At 42.4% G+C, this 23,701-nt stretch carries 20 protein-coding genes and 1 pseudogene; all 21 read left to right on the top strand.

Annotated elements, in window-relative coordinates:
• Nucleotides 1–7 precede the first annotated feature (7 nt).
• On the top strand, nt 8–1,150 hold the full coding sequence (locus tag ORJ00_RS10050) for a glycosyltransferase family 4 protein (protein WP_306138281.1): 1,143 nt from the start codon (nt 8–10) through the stop codon (nt 1,148–1,150).
• The gene (rfbB, locus tag ORJ00_RS10045; protein WP_306139767.1) at nt 1,147–2,208 is read left to right on the top strand and encodes a dTDP-glucose 4,6-dehydratase; all 1,062 of its coding nucleotides are present in this window, start codon (nt 1,147–1,149) and stop codon (nt 2,206–2,208) included. The genes ORJ00_RS10050 and rfbB overlap by 4 nt, the downstream gene beginning before the upstream one ends.
• Complete coding sequence (gene rfbD / locus ORJ00_RS10040; RefSeq protein WP_306139766.1) at nt 2,209–3,129, top strand: dTDP-4-dehydrorhamnose reductase; 921 nt, start codon at nt 2,209–2,211, stop codon at nt 3,127–3,129. It abuts the gene before it with no gap.
• A gap of 404 nt (nt 3,130–3,533) precedes the next feature.
• Nucleotides 3,534–3,663: pseudogene (locus ORJ00_RS19010) on the top strand (DapH/DapD/GlmU-related protein); the annotation flags it as partial.
• A 160-nt stretch (nt 3,664–3,823) separates the two neighbouring features.
• Nucleotides 3,824–4,837 carry an ATP-grasp domain-containing protein gene (locus tag ORJ00_RS10030; RefSeq protein ID WP_306139764.1) on the top strand — a complete coding sequence of 338 codons (1,014 nt, stop codon included), beginning with the start codon at nt 3,824–3,826 and terminating at the stop codon, nt 4,835–4,837.
• Nucleotides 4,838–4,923: 86 nt separating this feature from the next.
• A complete protein-coding gene (gene rfbA, locus ORJ00_RS10025; protein ID WP_306139763.1) occupies nt 4,924–5,802 on the top strand; it encodes a glucose-1-phosphate thymidylyltransferase RfbA in 879 nt (292 codons plus the stop codon).
• A gap of 12 nt (nt 5,803–5,814) precedes the next feature.
• On the top strand, nt 5,815–6,357 hold the full coding sequence (rfbC, locus tag ORJ00_RS10020; protein ID WP_027672770.1) for a dTDP-4-dehydrorhamnose 3,5-epimerase: 543 nt from the start codon (nt 5,815–5,817) through the stop codon (nt 6,355–6,357).
• A 48-nt stretch (nt 6,358–6,405) separates the two neighbouring features.
• Nucleotides 6,406–8,031 carry a coiled-coil domain-containing protein gene (locus ORJ00_RS10015; RefSeq protein WP_306139762.1) on the top strand — a complete coding sequence of 542 codons (1,626 nt, stop codon included), beginning with the start codon at nt 6,406–6,408 and terminating at the stop codon, nt 8,029–8,031.
• A gap of 15 nt (nt 8,032–8,046) precedes the next feature.
• Nucleotides 8,047–9,636 carry a coiled-coil domain-containing protein gene (locus tag ORJ00_RS10010; RefSeq protein WP_306139761.1) on the top strand — a complete coding sequence of 530 codons (1,590 nt, stop codon included), beginning with the start codon at nt 8,047–8,049 and terminating at the stop codon, nt 9,634–9,636.
• On the top strand, nt 9,633–10,595 hold the full coding sequence (locus ORJ00_RS10005) for a sulfotransferase family protein (RefSeq protein ID WP_306139759.1): 963 nt from the start codon (nt 9,633–9,635) through the stop codon (nt 10,593–10,595). The genes ORJ00_RS10010 and ORJ00_RS10005 overlap by 4 nt, the downstream gene beginning before the upstream one ends.
• Nucleotides 10,592–11,749 carry an exostosin domain-containing protein gene (locus tag ORJ00_RS10000; protein WP_306139757.1) on the top strand — a complete coding sequence of 386 codons (1,158 nt, stop codon included), beginning with the start codon at nt 10,592–10,594 and terminating at the stop codon, nt 11,747–11,749. The genes ORJ00_RS10005 and ORJ00_RS10000 overlap by 4 nt, the downstream gene beginning before the upstream one ends.
• A complete protein-coding gene (locus tag ORJ00_RS09995) occupies nt 11,742–12,776 on the top strand; it encodes a glycosyltransferase family 10 domain-containing protein (RefSeq protein WP_306139756.1) in 1,035 nt (344 codons plus the stop codon). The genes ORJ00_RS10000 and ORJ00_RS09995 overlap by 8 nt, the downstream gene beginning before the upstream one ends.
• Nucleotides 12,773–13,783, top strand: a complete 1,011-nt coding sequence (locus ORJ00_RS09990; protein ID WP_306139754.1) for a GSCFA domain-containing protein — start codon at nt 12,773–12,775, stop codon at nt 13,781–13,783. Before ORJ00_RS09995 ends, ORJ00_RS09990 begins: the two co-directional genes overlap by 4 nt.
• 10 nt (nt 13,784–13,793) lie before the next feature.
• Nucleotides 13,794–14,786, top strand: coding sequence for a hypothetical protein (locus ORJ00_RS09985; RefSeq protein WP_306139753.1), 993 nt, complete (start codon nt 13,794–13,796; stop codon nt 14,784–14,786).
• Nucleotides 14,786–15,901, top strand: a complete 1,116-nt coding sequence (gene gmd / locus ORJ00_RS09980) for a GDP-mannose 4,6-dehydratase (RefSeq protein ID WP_306139751.1) — start codon at nt 14,786–14,788, stop codon at nt 15,899–15,901. The genes ORJ00_RS09985 and gmd overlap by 1 nt, the downstream gene beginning before the upstream one ends.
• A gap of 139 nt (nt 15,902–16,040) precedes the next feature.
• Entirely contained in the window at nt 16,041–16,844 is an 804-nt protein-coding gene (locus tag ORJ00_RS09975) for a glycosyltransferase family 25 protein (protein ID WP_306139750.1), read from the top strand.
• Complete coding sequence (locus ORJ00_RS09970) at nt 16,841–17,818, top strand: sulfotransferase (protein ID WP_306139749.1); 978 nt, start codon at nt 16,841–16,843, stop codon at nt 17,816–17,818. The genes ORJ00_RS09975 and ORJ00_RS09970 overlap by 4 nt, the downstream gene beginning before the upstream one ends.
• Nucleotides 17,790–19,751, top strand: coding sequence for an FkbM family methyltransferase (locus ORJ00_RS09965; protein WP_306139748.1), 1,962 nt, complete (start codon nt 17,790–17,792; stop codon nt 19,749–19,751). Before ORJ00_RS09970 ends, ORJ00_RS09965 begins: the two co-directional genes overlap by 29 nt.
• A 76-nt stretch (nt 19,752–19,827) precedes the next feature.
• Nucleotides 19,828–21,432, top strand: coding sequence for an AMP-binding protein (locus tag ORJ00_RS09960; protein ID WP_370304643.1), 1,605 nt, complete (start codon nt 19,828–19,830; stop codon nt 21,430–21,432).
• A gap of 1 nt (nt 21,433) precedes the next feature.
• On the top strand, nt 21,434–22,567 hold the full coding sequence (locus ORJ00_RS09955; protein WP_306021667.1) for a cytochrome P450: 1,134 nt from the start codon (nt 21,434–21,436) through the stop codon (nt 22,565–22,567).
• Between the two features lie 8 nt (nt 22,568–22,575).
• Complete coding sequence (locus ORJ00_RS09950; protein ID WP_306021668.1) at nt 22,576–23,691, top strand: cytochrome P450 family protein; 1,116 nt, start codon at nt 22,576–22,578, stop codon at nt 23,689–23,691.
• Nucleotides 23,692–23,701: the final 10 nt, after the last annotated feature.

Here is a 23,701-nt window from a genome sequence, read left to right as displayed (position 1 = left end):
ACAAAGCTTGCAACATATTGCGCTGGTTGGCACAACCGCAGATGCGAAACTGGGTTTTCGCGCAGAACTGATAAAAGACCTTGTGGCCCAGGGGCATATTGTTTATGCCTTTGCCGGCGACTACACCGACAAAACCCGCAGTGCAATTACCGCGCTGGGGGCTATTGCCGTGCCATATCATATCAGCCGTTTTGGCATGAACCCGCTGCAAGACATTTACACGTTAGTGCAGTTGATTTGGCTATTTAAAAAATACCGCATCGATTTAAGTTTCTGTTACTTTGCCAAGCCGGTTATTTTTGGCACCATCGCAGCCAGGTTAGCAGGCGTGCCACGCCGGGTTGCTAAAATTGAAGGCCTGGGCCGTATTTTTACTATACCGGCCACCGGTGATACCCGCCGCGCCAAACTGCTGCGTTGGGTACAAACCCAGCTGTATCGTATTGCCTTGCCGTGTTGTGAAACCGTATTTGTACTTAACCCCGACGATGAGCAAGACCTTATCCGCAACAATAATATCAAGGTTAAACGCTGCATTAATTTGGGAGGTATTGGTATTAATTTATCGGATTACCAGCCATTTACGCCAAAGGGTAGCATTCGGTTCATTTTTGTTGGGCGGTTATTACCAGAAAAAGGCATTGGCTATTTTATTGAAGCGGCAAAGATCCTGCGCCAACAAGGTGCTGCGGCTGAGTTTGTCGTTTTGGGTGAGCCTGACAACGCCCCCGGCGCGATTAATCGCTCGCAGTTACAACACTTGGTAGAGCAGGGCACTATTTTTTATCCGGGCCGGGTGCTTAATGTGGCGGAATACCTTAAGCAGTCGCATGTGTTTGTGTTGCCGTCATACTATCGCGAAGGCGTGCCACGCAGCACCCAGGAAGCCATGGCAGCAGGTCTGGCGGTTATTACCACTAACGTGCCAGGGTGTCGCGAAACCGTAATAGACAATGAAAACGGTTTATTAGTACCCCCGCACGACGTTGACGCGCTGGTTGCCGCCATGCAAAAACTGGTGACTTTCCCGGCATTAACTGAACAAATGGGCCGGCGAAGCCGCGCGCTTGCCGAGCAAAAATACGACGTACGAAAAATAAACGCTATTGTTATTAACGCTTTAGCACCAGAGGATCCCAACAAGGCATGAGTAAAACGTTTTTAGTAACTGGCGGCGCGGGTTTTATTGGCTCGGCAGTAGTGCGCCATCTTATTCATCACACCCCGCATCAGGTAATCAATGTCGATAAGCTAACCTATGCCGGTAATCTAAATTCGTTAAGCGATGTTGCCAATTCTGCCCGTTATAGCTTTATACAGGCCGATATTTGCGATGCCAAAGCCATGGCGCAAGTGTTAGCGCAGTATCAGCCCGACATCGTCATGCACCTGGCAGCCGAGAGCCATGTCGACCGTTCTATTGACGGCCCGGGCGATTTTATTCACACCAATATTGTCGGTACCTATACCTTGTTAGAGGCTGCTCGCGCGTATTGGAGCGGTTTAACCGGCGAAAAAAAAGCCGCCTTTAGGTTTCACCATATCTCTACCGACGAAGTATATGGCGATTTACACGGCACAGATGACTTATTCACCGAAACCACGCCTTACGCGCCTAGTAGCCCGTATTCGGCCAGTAAAGCCGGTTCAGACCATTTAGTGCGGGCCTGGCTGCGCACCTTTGGTTTACCAACCGTTGTCACTAATTGCTCTAATAATTATGGCCCGTATCATTTCCCGGAAAAACTGATTCCACTAATGATATTAAATGCCTTAGCCGGCAAGCCGTTACCGGTATATGGCGATGGCAAACAAATACGTGACTGGTTATACGTAGAAGACCATGCCCGCGCGCTGGTTAAAGTGGCTACGGAGGGTAACGTAGGCGAAACTTACAATATTGGCGGGCACAACGAAAAACAAAACATTGAGGTGGTGCAAACTTTGTGTGCACTACTGGAAGAGCTTGCGCCCAACAAGCCAGATGGCGTAACGCATTATAAAGACCTGATTACGTATATTACCGACCGCCCCGGGCACGATGTGCGCTACGCCATTGATGCCAGCAAAATAGCGCGCGAGCTGGGTTGGACACCAGAAGAAAACTTTGAGTCTGGCTTGCGTAAAACAGTGCAATGGTATTTAGCTAACCCAAGTTGGTGGCAAGCAATTTTAGACGGTAGCTATCAACAGGGGCAGGGCAGCTAAATGCGCAACATTGTATTACTTGCACCTAACGGCCAGGTAGGCTTTGAACTGGCTCACAGTTTGGTAGGGTTAGGGCAGTTGCATTGCCTTAGCCGGGCTGATGTCGATTTTAGCCAAATAGCGCAGTTAATAGACAAAATTGAGCAATATAAGCCGGACATTATAGTCAATGCGGCAGCCTGGACTGCGGTAGATAAAGCTGAAACTGAACCTGCAGCAGCTTACCTGCTTAACGCTACCTTGCCGGAGGCGCTTGCTGAATTGGCGCAGCGGTTAGATGCGTGGTTGGTGCATTATTCAACGGACTATGTTTATTCTGGTTCTGGGGATATTCCTTGGCAAGAACAGGATACGGCGCTGCCATTATCGATTTACGGCCAGTCTAAGCTGGCGGGTGATGAAGCAATACAGCGATATTGTGAGAAGTACCTTATCTTTCGTACCAGTTGGGTGTATGCCGCGCGCGGTAACAACTTTATGCTGACGATGCTGCAATTAGCCCAACGTTTGCAAAGCCTGCAAGTCGTTGCTGACCAGTTTGGCGCACCTACATCAGCAGCGCTTATTGCAAAGAGCACCGTACACGCTTTAACTAAAGTGTTAGACACAAAGCAAGCAACGGCACAGCGGCATGCACTTAGTGGTATTTATCACTTGGCAACTCAGGGGACGACGAGCTGGTTTGATTTTGCTCAAGCTATCTTTGCGTTAGCGCAAAAGCATGGTTTGCAATTAACGTTGGCGCCGAATGCCGTTACGCCTATAGCAACAGCCCAATATAAGACTGCAGCGGTACGGCCGCAGAATTCCAGATTAAATTTGCACAAAACTGAACAGGTATTTGGGCTGACATTCCCTGATTGGCAAAGTGAACTGGAACGGACATATTGTCATTGGGATCAAACCAGGAAAAGCCGATGACTGAGTTTAATTTGGCCGTGGATATTTGCCCGCATTCTACAATAGGTCCTAATACTGAGTGCTTTCGTGGTAGCCGGGTCGTACGTTCAACACTTGCCGGTAACAATGTAGTGGGTGATTTTAGTCGTGTTTATGACTCAATGCTGCAAGAGAAAGTTAGAATAGACCGCAATAGTTTAATTTATCATAGCCATGTCGGGCGTCTAACATATACCGGCATGAACACAGTGGTAATGCATGCCCAGATTGGGCAGTTTTGTGCGATATCTTGGGGCGTGACGGTGGGCCCTGGTGAGCACGATTATCACAGAGTTACATCACATGATTTTCTTTATAACCCAACATATCAATTAACCGAAAACACCACTGCTGCCCCTTACGACAGGTATAGTCGACCTTGTATTTTAGGCAATGATGTATGGCTGGGCGCAAATGTAACGGTGCTTCGTGGCTGTACAATTGGTGATGGTGCCGTGATTGGCGCAAACGCTACCGTCACATCAGATATACCGCCTTACGCCATAGCGGTTGGTAGTCCGGCTCGGGTTATTCGCTACCGGTTTGATGCCGATACCGTCTGTCGGCTACAGGCATTAAGATGGTGGGACTTACCGCTTGATACCATTGCCAAGCATATCGCCGTGTTTCAAAGTGATGATATACAGCAGGTAATAACAACGTTGGAGCAGTTATAATGCATATTTTATTAACGTCGATTGGACGGCGAAGCTATCTGGTCCGTTATTTCCGACAGACCTTCAATCCAAAGCGTCATATTCACGTGAGTAACTCCGAACCCAGCCATGCTTTTACGCTGGCTGATGGCCATTTTATTGCACCACTTATATACGATACAGGCTATATAGATGCGGTACTGCATTACTGTAAAAAGCATGCAATCACTTACGTTTTATCCGTATTTGATATTGACCTGTTAGTTTTGGCGCAGCATCAACAACGTTTTACCGATGCCGGAATTACATTGATTCTTGCACCTGAAGACAGTGTTGAACGTTGTAACGATAAATGGGAAACACATCAGTTATTGTTATCGCTTGGCATTGGCTCACCTAATACCGTACTAAATCTGGACCAGGCGAAACAGGCTATCAACGATGGGAGCTTGCAATTTCCGTTGGTAGTGAAGCCACGTTGGGGCATGGCATCTATAGGCGTGTATTTTGCGGACAACCTGGCGGAGCTGGAAGTGTTCTATGCCAAATGTCAGCAAGATATCGAGAAATCACACCTCAAATATGAGAGTGAGCGAACAAAAGATGCTGCCATTATTATTCAGCAGAAACTGGCAGGCCAGGAACACGGGCTGGATGTGGTAAATAGTTTAAACCAGAGCTACATTGGTTGTGCTGCAAAACAAAAAGTCTCAATGCGTGCCGGTGAAACCGATGTTGGCCTAACAAAAAGTGCCCAACCTTTTGAAGAGATTGCAAAGCGCTTGTCTGGTGCAATAAAGCATAAAGGTATTTTATCTGTCGACTGCTTTGTCTGCGAAGATGGCTTATACGTAACCGAATTAAATTGCCGTATATCTGGGCACTATCCTGTTACGCATATGGCCGGTTTCGACTACACAAAAATACTGCAGCAAGACATAGAGACATCTGACAACACAGCATTAAAAGTCAGTTACACCGAAGGACTTTATGTTGGTAAAGAGCTTGTCCCGGTGCTACTGGGCAACCCTTGATTGCCATTAGGCAGCGCTAACAGTAAACTATCGCGTTTTATCGTCGCCAGCTAACAGGCGCAACACGCAGGCATAGCAGGAACAATATGGCTCAAAAAGGTATAGTATTGGCAGGTGGCGCAGGTAGCCGGTTACATCCCATCACGTTGGGTGTGTCTAAGCAATTGCTGCCAATCTATGACAAGCCAATGATTTACTACCCAATTTCCGTATTAATGCTATCTGGCATCCGGCAAATATTGATCATCAGTACGCCTGAAGATCTACCCTCATTTAAAAAGCTGTTAGGTACAGGTAGTCAGTTTGGTGTGCAATTTGAATACGCAGTGCAACCTTCACCAGATGGCTTAGCTCAGGCGTTTATTATTGGCGAGCAATTTATTGGCAATGACCGTGTTTGCTTAGTATTAGGTGACAACATATTTCATGGTCAGCATTTCACCGGGCAGTTACTAAAAGCCGCGCAGCAAGCGCAGGGCGCCACGGTGTTTGGCTATATGGTAAAAGACCCCGAGCGTTTTGGTGTGGTTGAATTTGACAGTGCCGGTAAAGCCTTGTCGATTGAAGAAAAACCCAAACAGCCAAAATCTAACTATGCGGTAACCGGCTTATATTTTTATGACAACGACGTGGTTGAAATTGCTAAGGCCGTTAAGCCTTCAGCGCGTGGCGAATTAGAAATTACCTGTGTTAATAATGCTTATCTGCAGCAGGGTAAGTTACAGGTAGAAAAACTAGGCCGTGGTTTTGCGTGGCTTGACACGGGTACTCACGACTCGTTATTGGAAGCTTCACAATACGTGCAAACCATAGAGCACCGCCAAGGCCTTAAAATTGCTTGTTTAGAAGAAATTGCCTGGCGCAATGGCTGGATAAACGACAAAGACATGTTACGTATAGCCCGGACATTAAGCAAAACCGGTTATGGCCACTATTTACGCCGCCTGCTGGATGGCGGCTTTTAACGGAGCAGTAAAGTGCAGGTAACTAAGACATCCCTGGCCGACGTGCTGCTGTTAACGCCCAAAGTGTATGGCGATGAACGCGGACATTTTTTTGAAAGCTTTAACCAGCAAAGTTTTAACCAGCTAATTGGTGACGTTAATTTTGTGCAAGACAACCAGTCACGCTCGGCAAAGGGTGTACTGCGTGGCTTGCATTATCAAATACAGCAACCGCAAGGCAAGTTAGTTAGGGTATTGCAGGGCGAAATATTCGACGTAGCGGTAGATTTACGCCGTAGCTCACCTCAGTTTGGCCAGTGGACAGGTGCAACACTGTCGGCAAATAATCAGCAGCAAATGTGGGTTCCACCGGGCTTTGCGCATGGTTTTTTAGTGTTGTCAGACACCGCCGACGTGTTATATAAAACCACTGACTACTATGCGCCACAGTTTGAACGGGCCATTCGCTGGGACGACGCAGCGCTTGGTATCGTCTGGCCAAACGTAGAGCGGGTGATTTTGTCAGAAAAAGATCAGCAATCAGTCGCGTTTTCTAACGCAGAATATTATGGCTAACGAGCAAAAAACTAACCCGAAACTTTGGGCTAAAAGCAAAGAGAGTTTATGACAGACATTTTTTTTCTTGGTTGTGACACCAGCTGGCAGCTGTTGCAACTAGCAGTATCACCACAGCTAACCGACGACAGTCGCTTAACAACAATGCCGTACACTGCTCTTGATAACAGCTTGGCGGCGGGTACGCAGGTAACTGTGTTTTATAGTTTACCGCAGGTCGTTGTAGCCGGGCAGTTAGCTAATTTATCGGTGACTGACGCCTTAAACGCCTGGCAACAAAGCACTCAGGCATTGCTACAAACCCAGCGCAAACATCGTCGCCAACTCAAACTTATTTGTTTAGATGACGCGTTGCAAAACGGCTTAATACAAGCATACAGCGCTAATATCGATAGCGTGCTATCAGGTATGCCTAAGCCTGGAGCACCGTCTTTGCTGGCACTCATGGCCAAAGAGGCCATTCAGCAAACGGCTGAATTAAGCCAATTAGCCGATCTGCTGCATGCCAGTAGCCTGCCCACGCAATCCAGTGCTAGTAACGCAGAAAGCTATGCAGAAAGCTGTGTAGAGCATTGGTTTAGCGAATACCGTGCATTACAACAAAGCCAGCTGCGCATACCACAGCTAGAACAACAGCTGCAGGAATTTAGGCTGCAACTGGAATTAGTGCAGCAAGAACTGGAAGTGGTGTTTGCAGAAAAACAGCAAATGCAGCTTAAATTAACCCCATTACAGCGCGAGTTAGAGCAACAAACCGCTGCACTGACTAAGGCTAATGCTGACAATCAGCAACTGGCAGCAAGCCTGACTGCGTCGCAACAACAAGCCGACAACACTAAGCAAGAAAACGAATTACTGCTGTTACAACTGCTGCAAGTGCAAGAAGAGCTGGAAAAATATTACCTGCAGTATAAGCAGCAACAAACTGTGTTGCAAAAAGCAGATGCTGATTTAGCTAAACAGAAACAACAGCTGGAACAAAACAGCAAGCAGCATCAGCAGCAGTTGGAACAAAGCATCAAGCAGCATCAACAACAGCTGGAACAACTAAATAAACAATATCAACAGCAGCAAACCGAGCAAACTAAAAGCTATCAGCAGTTACAACAGCGCAGCAATCAGGCAGAGCAGCAACATGCCGACGCCTTACGCCAGGCCACTGCACGCCACAACAGCCTTAATGTACTGCAAAAACAAGCCGAACGAGAGCTGGTAAAAGCACAGGCCGAAATTGAAAAACTGCAACGCCAGTTAGCCGGTGCCAGTTTAAGCGGCCATCAGGCCATGGCAGAGTTAAAAACTGTTAAAAGCTCTACCATGTGGAAAGCCATGGCACCGGTGCGTAAATTAAGCAGTTCGGCTAAGAAAAAGCAGCTGCAATTACAAAAAGACATCAGCCTTATTAGAAGTTGCGCTTTGTTTAACCAAGACTGGTATTTACAAAGTTACCCAGACGTAGAGCAGTCGGGTGCCGATGCCATAGAGCACTACCTAAAATACGGTGCCAAAGAAGGCCGGACCCCGGGGCCAGATTTTGACGGCAACTGGTACCTAAGCCATTATCCCGATGTAGGCAGCAGTGGTATTAATCCGCTTATTCATTATATTAAGTTTGGCCAAATAGAAGGCCGGCAAACATCGCCTAAGCTATTACAGCTAAAACAAAAGCCTTAAAGGATGTTAACTCCCATGCAGTGGTCTTCAATACCTTCAGTAAAACAGCTTATTGCCATCGGTGCCGGCACCGGTGACGTATTGTCTCAGTGTCTAACTATACCGGCAGATTCGGTTACTGTTTTTGAGGCTGACGCCACATTGGCGCAGCAGCTTGCTAAGCAGTTTGCTGGTAATAAAGCGCTAAACGTAAAAGCGCACGCGGTATCAGATCAGGCAGGTACGGCGGTTATGTCATGCTTTAACCTGGCACAGTGCAATGCCTTAGCCCCGGCCACGGCGCTTCTAGCCGAGCTATTTCCCGGCCTTAAAGCTTTGCCGGAAAAAGAAGTGCAAACGCTGGCGTTAGCTAACGAGTTAAATGCCAGTAAACTGCATGGTCAGCAAAATATGTTGTTATTAGAGCTGCCAGCACAGAATTTGGCCTTGCTCACCCATCTGGCCGAGACCGATATACTGCAACATTTTAGCCATTTAGTGGTACAGCATAGCGAACAGCCGTTATACAAGTCGGCAGCGCCGCTTAACGAGTTAACGCAATACCTGGCAGCTAATGGCTTTGAACTTAGTGAAACCGACAATTCTGATGCCGACTTCCCATTACTGCGGTTTTACCGTGATGCGCAAGCGCAGCAACTAAAGCAGGCTAATCAGCGCATTGCCGAGCTTACCACCCAGCTTGAAACGGAGCAGCAACAGCGACAGCAAGCCAAACAGCAGCATGATGAAGCACTTAATGCACAGTCTACTACCCAAGCTGAGATAACAAAGCAGCTTGATGCGGCGAAGCAACAGTTAGACGCAGCAAAGCAGCAAGCGGAGCAGCAAAAGGCCGAACTGGCTAAGCAGTTTGAAGCAGCCAAGCAGCAATTCGCTACAGAGCAGCAGCAAAGCGAGCAAGCTAAAGCTGAGCTGAAAAAACAGTTTGACGCTGGTAAACAACAACTGGACTCTGTTAAACAGCAAGCCTCAGCAGATAAGCAGCAGGCTGAGCAAGATAAGACTGAATTGGCTAAACAGTTTGAAGCCGCAAAGCAGCAATTAGCTAAAGAGCAGCGACAAAGCGAGCAGGCTAAAGCAGAGCTGGTTAAACAGTTAGAGGCAGCTAAACAACAGGCTGAGCAGGCTAAAGTTGAACTAGCTAAGCAGCTACAAGCAGCACAGCAGCAAGTCACGGCATTGAATAACACACAGACCGCACTAAACACTAAAATCGCTGATAGCGATAGTCAGTCAAAGCAATTGAACACTGCAAAGGCAGAGTTAGAACAAGAGCTAAAACGAACAAGTCAGAGTTTAAAGCAAGAATCAGAGTTAAACCAAAAACATAAATCCTGGGCAGAGACACTTAAAACGCAAAACGAGCAGCTTAATAAAGAGCTAAAAGAGCAGCAACGTAGCTCGCAGTTAAGTGTTAAATTGTTGGCAAAAGTAGAAGCAGATGCATCAGAGCTTCGTGGACGCTATGCCCAGTTATTAAAAACAGAACAAGAACTGCGCAGTCTAATAGGCGAGCTCTATATTAAGTTGTCTGCGGCCAGTAAGTTTTATAATCAGCTAGAACAAGAACATCCCGAACTTTTAGAAGTAAAGCCAGCACGATGAGTAAACAGCAAGATACTATGCCTAACTTAAGTGAGCTGCAGCTGCAATTGCAGCAGGCCTTGGCGTTAATTGAAAATAACAATATCAATAAGCCAGATGTTGCATTAACCGACCTTCGTAGTTTTCATCACACGGAAAGCCTTTTACAGCGTTGTGAGCAGGTTGTACAAGCTAGTCAGCCACAAAAGCCAATATTACGAATTATTCATCATTTTGCCTGCAGTGGCGGCACGCTAATCTCTAAATGTATTGCGGCACAACCCAATGTGTTTCTATTAAGTGAATTACATCCGACTACCCGGCTTGGTTTCAATGCTAATAAGGGCACCTACACACCGAGGGATGTTATTACTCAAGCGCTTTACAGCCAGATCCCAGAAGTAGATAAACTTGCTGAGCAGCTCTTTGTAGAAAATATTATTGCTACAGAAAAGCATGTACGTGAACGTGGCGGCTATTTAGTAATACGCGCGCATACGCATGCAGATTATTGCACTACCATTGAAATACCAGAAGTTGACACTATCAGTCGTCTATTGTCGCCACACTTTGAAATTAAGAATGTAATTACTTTAAGAAACCCGATAGATTCATTTTCATCGTTACGTAAAAATGGTTGGGTTCATTTTGAGCCTGATAATTTCGATGAATACTGTAAGCGCCTTTATAATTTTCTAAAAGGTTTTGATTTTGGTGATGTATTTCGTTATGAGGATTTTGTAATAGACCCTATCCCTCATATGAAGAGGATGTGTGGCGCTTATTCTTTGCAATTGAATGATATGTTTGAGGATGTTTTTTCGCAGTTTATTGTTTCAGGCGATAGTGGGAGAAGTTCGGATTTAATAGGCGTAAGAGATAGAGTTGAATTACCTTCTAGCGATATTTGCATAATGAAACAATCATACTGGTTTAAGAAATTAGCTAAAGATTATAATTATCTAGAGGAATCGAGTTGAAGATATATATCTTTAATAAAGACTGGCAGTTTCCAGCGATAACTGAAAAGCATGCGTATGAAAAAATAGCATCACTTGGTATTAGATCAATTGATAATTGCTATATTGCATTTCCATGGGCGACACTAATTGATAAAATGAAAAATGGTAAGGATTGTAAAGAGCTTATTGATTTTCTTTCTTATATCGAAACTGAAATATCTAAATATAATTACAAAAGAGTAATCACTGTTTGTCAGCATATAAGAATGATAGAGTTTTCTGGCTATTTAAATCTAGCAAAAATTACTGATGTATTTTGGTCTCATAAGATAAAAGGTCAGGATTGTATTGACAGTATTGACATTTATCCATTCCCTTTGTTTCCAACAAATATAAGTGAGAATGAAGTCGTTAAAGATATTTTGTTTTCATTTGTCGGAGCTAGGTCTAATCAGTGGTACCTGACTAATATAAGAAATATCATTCTTGATAATATAGAAAATAAGAGAGATGTTATTATCAAAGGTCGAGATAGTTGGCACTATAACGATGTGGTTTATAAAAAACAAATAAAAGGTGAATCGCTAAAACATAGCGATATCACAGAACATGACGTAAAGTCGAAAGAATATTTAAATATACTTGAACGTTCAAAGTATGCGCTTTGTCCATCCGGTACTGGACCTAATTCGATACGGTTATGGGAATGTATTGAAATGGGGGTTTTACCTGTTGTTCTTGCCAATACTTATGAAGCTCCATCTCATCTAACTTTATTTTCAAAGTTTGCAATAATAATTGAAGAGTGCATAGATGATGTAAAGTCAATAGAAAACGAGCTCAGAAATATTAAGCATGAAGAATATGAAAATCGTATCAGTATTATGAAATCCTATAAACTACTGTATGGCCGTGATGGATTTGTTAATGATATTCTTTCTTTGATATCTGTGGATTATTGTCATTTACCTTTACCTCACTATGAAATTGAAAGTAACCCTGAATTGCTTTTGACTTGGTTGAGTACTAAAGCTCTTACTCTAGATTTTGAGCTGAGTCACTTAAAATCTATATACCTATCGGGAAGCAATCAATTAAATTTAGTTAGTTCAAGGAAGAAATCAATTTTTGAATCTATTTGTAAATTCAGAGGGATTAATTTTGATGACTAGTTTGGTTGTGAAATTGATAGGAAAGCATTCAAATAGAACTCCATTTAGTTACCCAATATATAGAAAAATATTTGAGTCAAAGGGGTTTAAGATAACGGTAGATGACTATTTAATACCAGATATAGTTGTCTTGGCTTTTCATGTTGATATTTTTGAGAACAAAGACGAAATTAGACGATTACTTAATTTGAACTCTTGTTTACGAGTTCTTATTGTTTCAGAGGAGCCTTTGTGGGATTTGACATGGAATAGTGACCCATTCGTCACCAGCAGAATTTGCGAAATGTCTGGAATTCAGTATGAATACTATAATTACTATAACTCTTCAATATTTCAATCAGATTATGTTCCATATTTTATTACTACGGAAAGTAAGTATATTATAAGATATAAATTTATGATAGATCAGATCTTGTCGGCGGGAAAATCTCACGTAAAAAATAAATGGGACTTTGCCGAAAAAACATTAACGTGTTTTGTTGAAAAGAGAGTTAATGAAAAGTATGCGGTTCAATATATAGAGAAAAATGCTAGAGGATACAGTGTTCTAAGAACTAAGTGGTCTACGAATGTGGAGAATTACAAGAATGTAGAACTTCAAGGAAAAGGTTGGGGAAGAAACATTGTACGGCAAGCCTTACCAGATTGGCATGCGGATAAATTGGCTTTTTCGTCAAAAAAGACTAAGTTTCTGATGAGCATTGAAAATGTTAATGCACCTTTTTATGTAACTGAAAAAGTATACGATGCATTTGCTTCATGTTCTATTCCTTTAGTGCATTTGGAGCAATGCGAAGAGCTGAGTAGATATTTTAACTTAGAAAGTCTATTTAAGGTGCATGGAGATGATGGCCTCGATCTAATTCAGTTTATAAACAGCACTAAAATCGATTCTAGCTACTTAGATTGCTACTATACTCAGCTGATGTCACTATCTAAAACTTTTGCTGATTTTGATTGTATACAAGCTCAAAGAGAGTCAATAGTAGAAAAATTAAATAATATTATTAATGCGAGAACAAGATGAAACTAAATTTTCAGGCTAGTTCGCTAGCTCTTAAAGCAGCATTTAAAAATAAATTTAAACGTTGGGTTCCTGCTGTAGAATCCGAAAAAGGTGATACTAATAATGCTGTTGAAAGATTTTCACAACCATATTTTTTAGTGAATTGTATACCCAAGTTTAAATTAAATAAAGCTAGTAAAGTTTTTACTATAGGGTCTTGTTTTGCTCGAAATGTAGAAAGAGCTCTAGTCGAGAATGGTATTGATGTTATAGGTCAAGATTTTCAAGTGCCATCAGACATGTTGCTCGGTTCCGTTGGTGCACTATCAAATACGGTTGGGCCGCGTTCGGTACTGAATAAATATAGTACTCTATCTATCTGTGAAGAATTTGAAAGAATTTTAAATGTTAGGTCAATCGTGAATAACGGATTTATTGAGGTTTCCGATGGTTATTGGATTGACCCTCAGCTCGCATCTGTAATGAAGCCAATGGAGTTTGACAAGTTATGTGAATTTAGAACATATATTGATAACCTTTTAAAACAAATATTAGACGCGGATGTTGTATTCTTGACTCTTGGCCTTAATGAGGTCTGGTTCGACAACGAAACTAGTTCATTTTTGAATTCGAGTCCACCACCTTCCCTGTTAAAACGAAATAGTGATAGGTTTGTTTTTTCAACTCCCGGTTTTAACGATGTTTTTTCTAGTTTAGAATCTTTTATTCAGTTGGTAAGAGAAAAAAGTGTTAAAGATGTCAAATTTATTGTTACGGTTAGTCCGGTGCCTTTATCTACAACTTGGACAAGCAATGACGTTGTAGTTGCAAACACTGTTTCTAAGTCAACCTTGCGTGTATGTGCTAACCAAATTGCTGAAATGTATGATTTCGTCGATTACTTTCCATCTTATGAAATGGTTATGCATTCACCTAGAGATAACGCTTGGCAAAGTGACAGTTTGCATGTGTCAAAAAGTATGGTTGATGCCGTTATAGGAACATTTATCAATAATTTTGTGGAATAGATGGGGTTTTATGAATATTTTATTCCTAGGCTTCAGCGTTACGGCTGAAGATAATGGGTATTTTAAGTATATTGACATCCCTAATGCTAAAATTGAGAAGGTTGCCTTGGGTGGAGTTCAACCGCACCATCTTGCTTACCTTGTAGGTTCTATATTAGAAAAGAATAACTATGATATTGTAATTTTTGAAATTGCAACTGCAGGGTTTAGAAGTTTTCTTTCAGAACAAATGTACTTGTTTTCTTTGGTTTATGTGTTGAGGGTTGCGTTATCAAAAGGAATTACTCCTATACTTCTTGACATACCCAGAGCAGATCTGGACATTAAAAATGACTGGGTCTTCGCGATAAACAGTAAAGTTTCCCGTTTGTTTGATATTCTCCGGTTTAATATTTCGGATGTTGTGGATGATATATCACCCTATTTAAGAGATGGTATTCATACCAACGAGAGTGGTGCAAGATTTGTAGGTAAATATTTTTCTGATGCATTCAATAGGCTTGACTATAGGGTGAATCCAGGGTTTTTAAATCCCATTTTTAATGTTATAGACAATGTTTCATTAGATTTAATTATTCCTTTGGAGTCTGGATTAGATGTTATTGAATTTTCAAGGTCTGGTTATTCTGCTGTTTACTCAAAGTTGGAAGGTAACACTAGAAAAATTAAGATTCAACTAAGTGGTCTTTTTGGACATGGTGTTAGTTATTTGTTAGGGCCAGACACAGGGGTTTTAAAAATAAATGATGCTTCGAAAAGTATTAACGTGACTTGCAGAGATGAGTTTAGTTACTACACGAGGGCGGGTTATAATTATTTCAAAGATAGAGAACTACAGGGTGACGTTTTTATAGAGACTTTAGATATTGTTCCGAATGTTACCCTTAAAAAAGGTTTCGGGTCTAATGAACGGCCAGTAAACTATGTTGGTGGGTTGTTAGTGAGTTCGGTTTCGTACAACGAAATTGTTAGAATTTCTAAAGAATTAATTGGATTACTTTAATGAAAAAAGCTCTTATTACTGGTGTTACAGGCCAGGACGGTTCTTATTTAGCCGAGTTTCTGTTGGAGAAAGGTTACCAGGTACATGGTATTAAGCGTCGGGCATCCAGCTTTAATACCCAACGGGTTGACCATATTTATGAAGACCCGCATGTAGATAACCAGCATTTTATTTTGCACTATGGTGATTTAACTGATACGTCGAATTTGGTACGTATTATCCAGCAAGTACAACCAGACGAGATATATAACTTAGGTGCACAAAGCCATGTTGCGGTAAGCTTTGAAGCACCCGAATATACTGCTGACGTAGATGCCATGGGCACCTTGCGTATTTTAGAAGCGATTCGTATTTTGGGTTTAGAGAAAAAAACCCGTTTTTACCAGGCATCTACCTCTGAGCTTTATGGCTTAGTGCAGGAGATACCGCAAAAAGAAACTACGCCATTTTACCCGCGCTCGCCCTATGCGGTAGCCAAAATGTATGCTTACTGGATTACCGTAAATTACCGCGAAGCCTATGGTATGTATGCTTGCAACGGCATTTTATTTAACCATGAAAGCCCACGCCGTGGTGAGACCTTTGTTACCCGCAAAATTACCCGCGGTTTGGCGAATATTGCTCAAGGCTTAGAATCTTGTATTTATATGGGTAATATGGATGCACTGCGCGATTGGGGCCATGCCAAAGACTATGTGCGTATGCAATGGATGATGTTGCAGCAAGACACGCCGGACGATTTTGTTATTGCCACCGGTGTGCAATATTCAGTGCGTGAATTTATTAGCTGGTCTGCCAAAGAGCTGGGTATCACCTTGCGCTTTGAAGGCACGGGTGAAGATGAAGTGGCCATTGTTGAGGCTATAGAGGGTGACAATGCTCCGGCATTAAAAGTGGGGGATGTTATTGTTAAAGTAGACCCACGCTATTTCCGCCCGGCTGAGGTAGAAACGCTATTAGGTGACCCAAGCAAAGCCAAACAAAAACTGGGCTGGGTGCCGGAGATTACTACCCAAGAAATGTGTGCAGAAATGGTGGCTGAAGATTTAAAAGCGGCGAAACGTCATGCACTGTTAAAGCAACATGGTTATGAATTGCCTGTGTCTGTAGAATAACGCTTAACGTTCTAATACAAACGGGCGCCTGGTGCTCCTGTTTGTATGGAAAAGGCCTTTATTACCGGCTTCACCCACCAAGACGGCACGTATTTAGCTTAAAATCGTCTCTGGCTGTGTCATTTTTTAGGAGCGCTATATGCCGGATAATCGAATTCAACAGGTTTGTGTGGTGTCTTTACCTGAAGATACAGAGCGTCGTGAGCACGTAAAACGCCATTTTACAGAGATAGGCATAGATAATTTTACGTTTAGTGATGGCGTAGCTTACAACAGCCAGGCGGTAAAGCAGTTTTATCTGAGTAACCGCGTAAAAGCGCCCCCTAATTGTTTTCGGTGCAATCAACGGAGTTGCAGCTGCCCTAACAATATTCTAATTCCACAACAAGTTGCCAACTGGCTGGCTTTTAAAAAAGCCTGGGTTAAAGCCGCTATCCACGAAGGGCTTACCATGATATGCGAGGATGATGTATTGTTTTACCCCGGTGCCATGGGGTTGTTAAGCCTGGCGCTGGATAAAATAAACCTTCAAACTGAAGAACCGTTGTTGATCAGAATGGGGCATTCTGGTTTAGACACGCAAGTCTCGTTATTAGAAAAGCAAGAAGTAAACATTACCCAGGCCGTGGTTATGAGTAATGTTGCTTTCATTTTAAATCAAGCGATGGCTAGGCTTTTGCTAAGCAGGTTTGTAGCAATTGAAACTACCTCTGATATCTTCATACACAACTGGGCAGCCAAGTTTGAACGAGTGAATGCGTATACTATTGAGCCTTTGCTGGCAACTGATCTTTCTTATAATAAAGACTATGCCAAGTTTGTATCTCGTATTCATCCTAAAGGTATTGATGAGACCGATACCCAAAAAATGCAAACACATGTAAAACGAGCCAATACAGCAAAAGAGTATCAGCTGTTGCTAAATATATGGATGAATACATGACGGAAAATCATCAGCAATACATTTTTCATATAGGCTTACCCAAAACCGCCAGCAGTACATTGCAAAAGAAGCTTTTTCCGTTTGTTCCTAACGTAAATAATTTTTCGCTTTACCCTACTAATAATGTCGCTGGTAGTAATGAAATAGCAGAAGGCCTGAATAGTCTTTATTTAAAAGACAACAGAGTATTTGCGTTTTATAAAGCGTTGCATAATCAGCCAGAGGTTAGCCCGGATTCGCTTAAGGACATGTGGGAAGTGTTGCTCAATGCTCATAGCGAGCACAGCGTAAGCTTGCTGAGCCATGAAGCATTAACCTCGGCATTTTTCTCATCTATACCGGTGTACGAAAAACTCTATCGTATAAAAGCGGTTTTTCCTAATGCAAAGATCATAATCGTAATAAGAGATCAGTTAAGCTGGTTGCATTCTCAATATACTGATCATCCTTTTGATCCGATTAATTTAACTAGAGGCTCTCCTTATACGTTTGAGGAATGGGTGGTGAAGTTTTTATTGCATCCTCAATTAGTAAAAGCGAGAGCCGCATTGAACTACTATGATCTAATATGTGAATGTCAGCGGTTATTTGGCGCTAATCGATTAACGGTTATACGCTACGAATGGCTGCAAGATGCGCCTTATCGCTTTTATGAGGCGTGGGCCAACTTACTTGGCGTGACCCGCGATTTTGTGGAGAGCCGTCTATCTAATCAGGTCGAAAATCGAGGTTTGTCCCAAATCTACAATAGGCTGCGGCAGCGCCAACGGTGGCAGCAACTGGCGGGGTTTAACAGTTCACTTACTAACCGGCTGCTACTAAACAATGCGCTTAAGTTAATGCCGAAAGCTCAATATACATTATCACCACAGACCAAACAGTCAGTTTTAGACTTTTATACTGATAGTAATAACGCACTGCAAAAACTTTGGGATGGCAAAATTTGTGAAAATAGCCTTTTATCTGGAAAATAAAAATATAAAAAGCGTCGATTTGCGCGAACCTGAAAAGGGTAACCCTGGTATTGGCGGGACTGAGTTTAATTTTGTGACTTTGCCGTTGGAATTGCACCGCCGATACGACTTTTTTCAGATTAAAATATTTGCGCAGTCTACGCAATTATTACCTCAGGAGTTAAGCACAGAGCAGGCAGATAACTGTTTAATTGCAGTGGAAAAAGCGCTCGAACAAGGATTTGAGTTTTTTGTCTGGCGGCCTACGGTGCGTGAAGACGCTGCAAAGTTAGTTGAGCGTATTCAGGTTTATGCGATTAAATTTATTATCTGGGCCCACAACACGCCGCAGAATAATATTATTGAGTCCTTGGCAAATGCACCAAACGTAAGGCGCTTTATTCCAGTGGGAGAATGGCAAAAGCGAGCAATTTATCATAGCGATATTCAGCATAAGCTAACCCGGATCCACAACGGGTTTTACCCTTTTGCATATCAAGGGATTTGTAACAAAGATCCAAATCTTGTTGTTTATACTGGCTCCCTTATACCGGTAAAAGGGTTTGGACTATTGGCTCAGGCTTGGCCTCGGGTGCTTGAAAAATGCCCAAACGCAAGGTTGGTTGTTATAGGCTCGGGTCAGCTTTATAACCGTAATGCCAAGCTTGGTTTGTGGGGTGTAGCAGATGAGGCCTTTGAAAATGAAACGATTATTCCGTACTTGATTGATAAACAAGGAAATAGGTTACCCTCCGTCGACTTTAAAGGTGTTATGGGCGTGGAAAAAATTCCACTTCTTAAACAAGCGCTTTGCGGTGTAGTTAATCCCACCGGTAAAGGTGAAAACTGCCCAGGTTCTGCTATTGAATTTTTAGCCGCTGGTACTGCTGTTGTATCCGCTGCATCGGAAGGTATTCTTGATGTTGTTGATGATGGCCTTACTGGTTTGTTGGGGCAAGGTGTACAAGAGTTGGCAGATAACCTCATTTGTATGCTTAAAAACCCTGATTATGCAGCAAGCCTTGGTAATAATGGCCCTGAAATTGTTCAGCAACGCTTTGATTATGGCAAAATCTGTGATGAATGGGTTCGGGTATTTGCTGAAGAGCAAGGTTATAGATCTAATAGCGATAATTATTTTCTTCCTTTGTCTAAAAATGAGTTGCAGATTGATATTGCTATCCGAAGAGCTTGCAGTACGTTACCGATAACGCAGCAGTTCGAATTATATGCAAACGTAACTCACCTTAATCAGCGTAGATATCCTCTATCAGCTAAACAACTTAGCGATGGTTGGGAGATCATTTCAAAGGGTAGGGCCTTTCGGTTTCCATTAGGTATACCATCAGTAAAGTTATTAATGTGCTCATTTGGTTACAATGAATGGCTATATCGCAAGTACACTCTACCGGGTTTTTTAGACATTAACGGCAGTGACACTGTGCTGGATTGCGGTGCTTTTGTTGGTGGCTTTGCTTATGCGGCGGCTTTACTAGGTTGCAAAGTACTCTGTGTAGAGCCAGACACTAATAATTGTCGTTTTATTGCCGAAAATACCGCTCAATTTGATAACGTTAGTATTGAATGTGCCGGTTTGTATGATTGTGTTGGCGAAATGATCATCAATGTGGTCGATAATCCGGTTGAACATAGTATGTTAGCGCCAGATGCGGGCAACCGTTTGGAATCACGCACAGTGCCGGTATTGAGCATTGATGCCTTAGCTCAAAAACATAACATTGATAAGTTTACTTTTGCCAAAATTGAAGCAGAAGGGGTTGAATTAGAAATAGTGAAAGGCATGCAGGCGCATCTTATACAAAAGCTTGCTATTGACTGCTCGCCAGAACGCAATGGCCAAAGCCCACTGCTGGAAATACAAGCTTTACTAAGATCAAAGGGCTATCAAACCGTATCGCGAGGTTGGATTTTATTTGCCAGGAAAATAAAATAGTAGTGTTGATCGCTTTTGCTCATTTTTCACTGACCTTAGGTGTAAAGTGTTTTAAAAATTCGCCTAAAGGTCATTAATCGGAGTTTTTATTATTCAATCACAGTTCCTTGCTCAGCAGTTACATGCAAGCCTCACAGCCAATAAGCATGCCTGTGCTATCAACCAGTATCAGTCTGGCCACGTTACCGGTGTAAGTGGCACGGCTGTTGATACCGAAGCGCGTCAACTAGCTGCCGTGTTTATAGACACTCATTTAGCGCAAGCACCGGTTTTGGTGTTGTTGGATGGAGGTTTGGCGTTTTTATCTGTTTTAGTTGCCGGTATTTACGCCGGTACGACTATTGCACCTTGTCCGGTTCCTACAAAAGACCAAGACTATCAGCGTTTATCTGCTATACATAATGACACTAAGTTTAAGTGGGCGATTGTTCATACCAGTGATGAGCAAAAGATAGCAGAGCGTTTACCAAATATTGAGATTGTTACGGTTGAAAGCTTGTTGGCGAAGGCTAACGTGTTAAAGCCAGTTACTGAGTTTTTACAACCAGTGGATGATATCTCGATAATTCAGTATTCATCAGGTTCTACCGCGAGTCCTAAAGGGGTGTTGCTTACCGGGAAAATGATACTCGCTAATTTTGCGAAGATGCGCCAGAGCTGGAAACTCGGAGAGCAGCATCGTTATTTAAACTGGTTGCCGCATTATCATGATATGGGGTTGTTTGGCGGTATTCTGTATCCCATATTGGCGTGCGGTTGGATAATGATGATGGCGTCTAAGGATTTTATAAGTCGTCCATCAATCTGGTTAAAGCTTATTAGTCAGTATAGAGTAAACTTTAGTGGCGGTCCCCCTTTTGCCTATGAGCTTTGTCTGCGCTATCTGAACAGCAAGTTAAAAGCTGAACTGGATTTGAGTTGTTGGACTTCAGCTTTTTGTGGTGCTGACTATATTCCTGCAAGCCTTAAGCAACATCTAGTTGAAGGGTTGTCTGATGCTGGATTTTCAGAAAGTGCGTTTTTTGCCTGCTATGGGCTTGCTGAAACCGTATTATTCGCTGGTGGCGAAAGGTGTATTGAGGGACAAGACTCTTGTGCTTTGCCGCTGCTGATGAAGCCTAAAAGTGATAATACATTACCTTGTTACTTAGGACGGGAACACGCTGATATAGGTATTTTTTCCCTGAAAAATAATGAATCACTTGAAGACGGCCTGGAAGGTGAAATTTGCCTTACCGGGGATGCTGTGGCGCTAAACTACACTTCAGGTGAACTACCTTCATTCGAGTATCAGCAACGTCGTTGGATTAAAACGGGTGATGTGGGTATCATCCAAAATGATTTTTTAACTATAACTGGTAGATTAAAAGATATTATCAAACTAAGGGGGAAAACCCTCTATCCATTTGATTTTGCTGTGTTGGCAAATAAAATTTGCCCGCAACTTAACCCTCACGCAATTATACTTCAACTAGCGGAAGGTGGTGATGTGTTGCGTTTCTCGATTGAGACCTACCAAAACCAAAGCAATTTATCGCATAACGAAATCGCTGTGGCGCTTCAGTTAGCTTTTAATGATGCTTTTGGGGTATTTGTACGAGATATAGACTTATACAAACGTAATACCCTACCTCGAACAACAAGTGGTAAGATCCAGCGCTGGGTGAAGCGCGAGGAGTAGCATGCAGCATTCTAAACGGCCATTAATATGCTTGCATCAGGCAGCACAAAAGTGTTTAGCAAAACCTGTTATGCTGGCACCTTCACCAGTTGATTATTTAGAGAAAATACAAAATAGTGCCAACGTCGATCTAAAGCTACTTATTGCTTATTCACAGCAGATGTTGTTTTTTATGCAAGGTAGTATTCATCAAGATATAAAAGAGCGATTGCGTGAACCCCTTGGACCAGAAAACGTATCTCGGTATCAATTGATTATCGACGATGTTTGTGAAGAGGTATTGTTTACTTTGGCGCAAAAATCTGGCGTAGTCGATATTGTTTGTGACATTGAAGAGCCACTTTTTGTGGGTTTGGTTCAACGGGTATTTGGCTATGCGCCAGTTTGTGTTAGGTCGTTTTTAAGAGATGTCGATGTAAGTGTAAAAATAGTAGAGCCTGTTCAGTCAGTAAAAACGCTACTAAAAATACAAGCCGTATTGCGTAATATGATCACTTCTATTATTGAGCAGCTGAAAAACCCACGTAAATCAGGCTTAATGTATGATATTCATAGTAAGCTAATGGGCGAAAATAGGTCTTATTCGTTAGATCAAATCGCTGCAACCATAGCAATACTTCTAATTGCCTCGCGTACGAGCAGCGAGACTATTTCGCACATCGTGATTAAAAACGACTCTCTTTCGAAGCCCTTGCGGTCTAAATTTTCTGATAAAAAGTGGGTGGCAGCATATTTTCAGACGTTGGTAAGGTTTTGTGTATCTACGGAATATTTGACCAGAGTGGCATCTGCGGATGTAGTGATAGACGATATAGAGCTAAAAAAGAATGACTCTCTGTTTATTCATGTGCCATCGGTCAACCGGGATAAGTCTCACTTTCGTAATTGTGAATATGAACAGATTGCCAACTTCCCTCCAGAGCGCCATCTTGCGTTTGGGGCAGGTGTTCATCGTTGCCCTGGCTCTGAATTAGCCCGTCAACTGATTGTGACTTTTATCTCCGGTCTATTTCGGCGGTTCCCAGATGTTAGGGTTGAACAACACAGTGTAATATTTAAGTCATCTCTATTAGCTAAGAGGATCGCTTCTGCCAGTGTCTTATTGGGAGATGAGGAACAAGGAAATAAGCAGTGATAACGGATATGCGCCAGATTGACGAATTTGCAAACAACCCTAACATGGTTTTTATAACTGATTACAAGCTTGCTTTGCAAATTTTAAAAAATGAATACTTTGAGATACCGAATCTTTATCAATATCTAGAACGCTTGGAAGAGGCATCTGGTAAATCGTTTGAAATGACCCGGTGTTTTGTGAATGCTTCACCGTTTTTTCTGGAGAACTCACGGCACAAAATGCTGCGCCAGATCGCTTTGGAGTTTTTAAGCAGAAGTAATCTCAAGCAGTGGGATGCTTTTTTTTCCGAGAAAATTAAGAGCATTATTAATGATTTGCCTTTACTTGGCTCATTTGATTTAGTTGCCAATGTTGGCCTGCCAATTTTCGACAGAATAGCCCGCCCATTACTGGGGGTTTTCCCGAGTAATAAAAAAGATTTTGATCGCATAGCTACGGTGCTTCAGCGCATGGTAGAGCCAATGTTGCCGCTTAAGCAAAGGCTTCAGAGTGAATCTGATTTTAAATATCTTATAAAAATGCTAGAGGCAGCAACTACGGAGGCGGCTGGGCAAACGAATACCGGTGATCGTAAGTTGCCCACTAAATCTTTATTGGAACAAGTGCAAATTGACAAGCCTTTTGACCAGCTAACTTGCTATGCCTTTGTAACGGCAATGTATGCGGCCATGGCACCCTTAGTTCAGACCACTGTTAATATGTTGGCACTTATTTATTCTGAAAATAATGGTAAGGCGCTAACTGTTGCACAGTTTGAAGATCAGTTTGATTTCCTGTTTCATTTATCTACTGCGCCTAGATACATTCACCGTATTTCTAAGAAAAAGATATTATTAGAAGGTCTTGAGATCAATGAGGGGATGACCGTACTGATTGATATACAGCAAGCTGTAATAAAATCTGAAGTTAATAACAAAATAGCTAAGCAGTTAGATTTTGGATTTGGAACGCATTTTTGCGTAGGTGCGATGTTGTCAAAGCGGATCCTCAAAGAGCTTGTGCCCATGTTTATGGCACGTTTTACCCATCTTAATGTGTTACATAAAGTTGCAGATGACGAATTAAACATTGCTTATGCATACAAGCAAATTCTGGTTTCGCCTGTTAATGTTCCACATTAATTCTGAGTTA

The organism is Rheinheimera baltica, from assembly GCF_030731985.1.
GTDB classification, from domain to species: Bacteria; Pseudomonadota; Gammaproteobacteria; order Enterobacterales; family Alteromonadaceae; genus Alishewanella; species Alishewanella baltica.
The sequence above is the reverse complement of the archived record's forward strand: the minus strand, read 5'-3'. Positions and strand labels throughout refer to the sequence as shown.

Bases quoted from the DNA above. Each gene is read 5' to 3' on its own strand.
- rfbB (WP_306139767.1), top strand. From the start codon at position 1,147: ATGAGTAAAACGTTTTTAGTAACTGGCGGCGCGGGTTTTATTGGCTCG.
- rfbD (WP_306139766.1), top strand. From the start codon at position 2,209: ATGCGCAACATTGTATTACTTGCACCTAACGGCCAGGTAGGCTTTGAA.
- ORJ00_RS10030 (WP_306139764.1), top strand. From the start codon at position 3,824: ATGCATATTTTATTAACGTCGATTGGACGGCGAAGCTATCTGGTCCGT.
- rfbA (WP_306139763.1), top strand. From the start codon at position 4,924: ATGGCTCAAAAAGGTATAGTATTGGCAGGTGGCGCAGGTAGCCGGTTA.
- ORJ00_RS10015 (WP_306139762.1), top strand. From the start codon at position 6,406: ATGACAGACATTTTTTTTCTTGGTTGTGACACCAGCTGGCAGCTGTTG.
- ORJ00_RS10010 (WP_306139761.1), top strand. From the start codon at position 8,047: ATGCAGTGGTCTTCAATACCTTCAGTAAAACAGCTTATTGCCATCGGT.
- ORJ00_RS10005 (WP_306139759.1), top strand. From the start codon at position 9,633: ATGAGTAAACAGCAAGATACTATGCCTAACTTAAGTGAGCTGCAGCTG.
- ORJ00_RS09995 (WP_306139756.1), top strand. From the start codon at position 11,742: ATGACTAGTTTGGTTGTGAAATTGATAGGAAAGCATTCAAATAGAACT.
- ORJ00_RS09990 (WP_306139754.1), top strand. From the start codon at position 12,773: ATGAAACTAAATTTTCAGGCTAGTTCGCTAGCTCTTAAAGCAGCATTT.
- ORJ00_RS09985 (WP_306139753.1), top strand. From the start codon at position 13,794: ATGAATATTTTATTCCTAGGCTTCAGCGTTACGGCTGAAGATAATGGG.
- gmd (WP_306139751.1), top strand. From the start codon at position 14,786: ATGAAAAAAGCTCTTATTACTGGTGTTACAGGCCAGGACGGTTCTTAT.
- ORJ00_RS09975 (WP_306139750.1), top strand. From the start codon at position 16,041: ATGCCGGATAATCGAATTCAACAGGTTTGTGTGGTGTCTTTACCTGAA.
- ORJ00_RS09970 (WP_306139749.1), top strand. From the start codon at position 16,841: ATGACGGAAAATCATCAGCAATACATTTTTCATATAGGCTTACCCAAA.
- ORJ00_RS09955 (WP_306021667.1), top strand. From the start codon at position 21,434: ATGCAGCATTCTAAACGGCCATTAATATGCTTGCATCAGGCAGCACAA.
- ORJ00_RS09950 (WP_306021668.1), top strand. From the start codon at position 22,576: ATGCGCCAGATTGACGAATTTGCAAACAACCCTAACATGGTTTTTATA.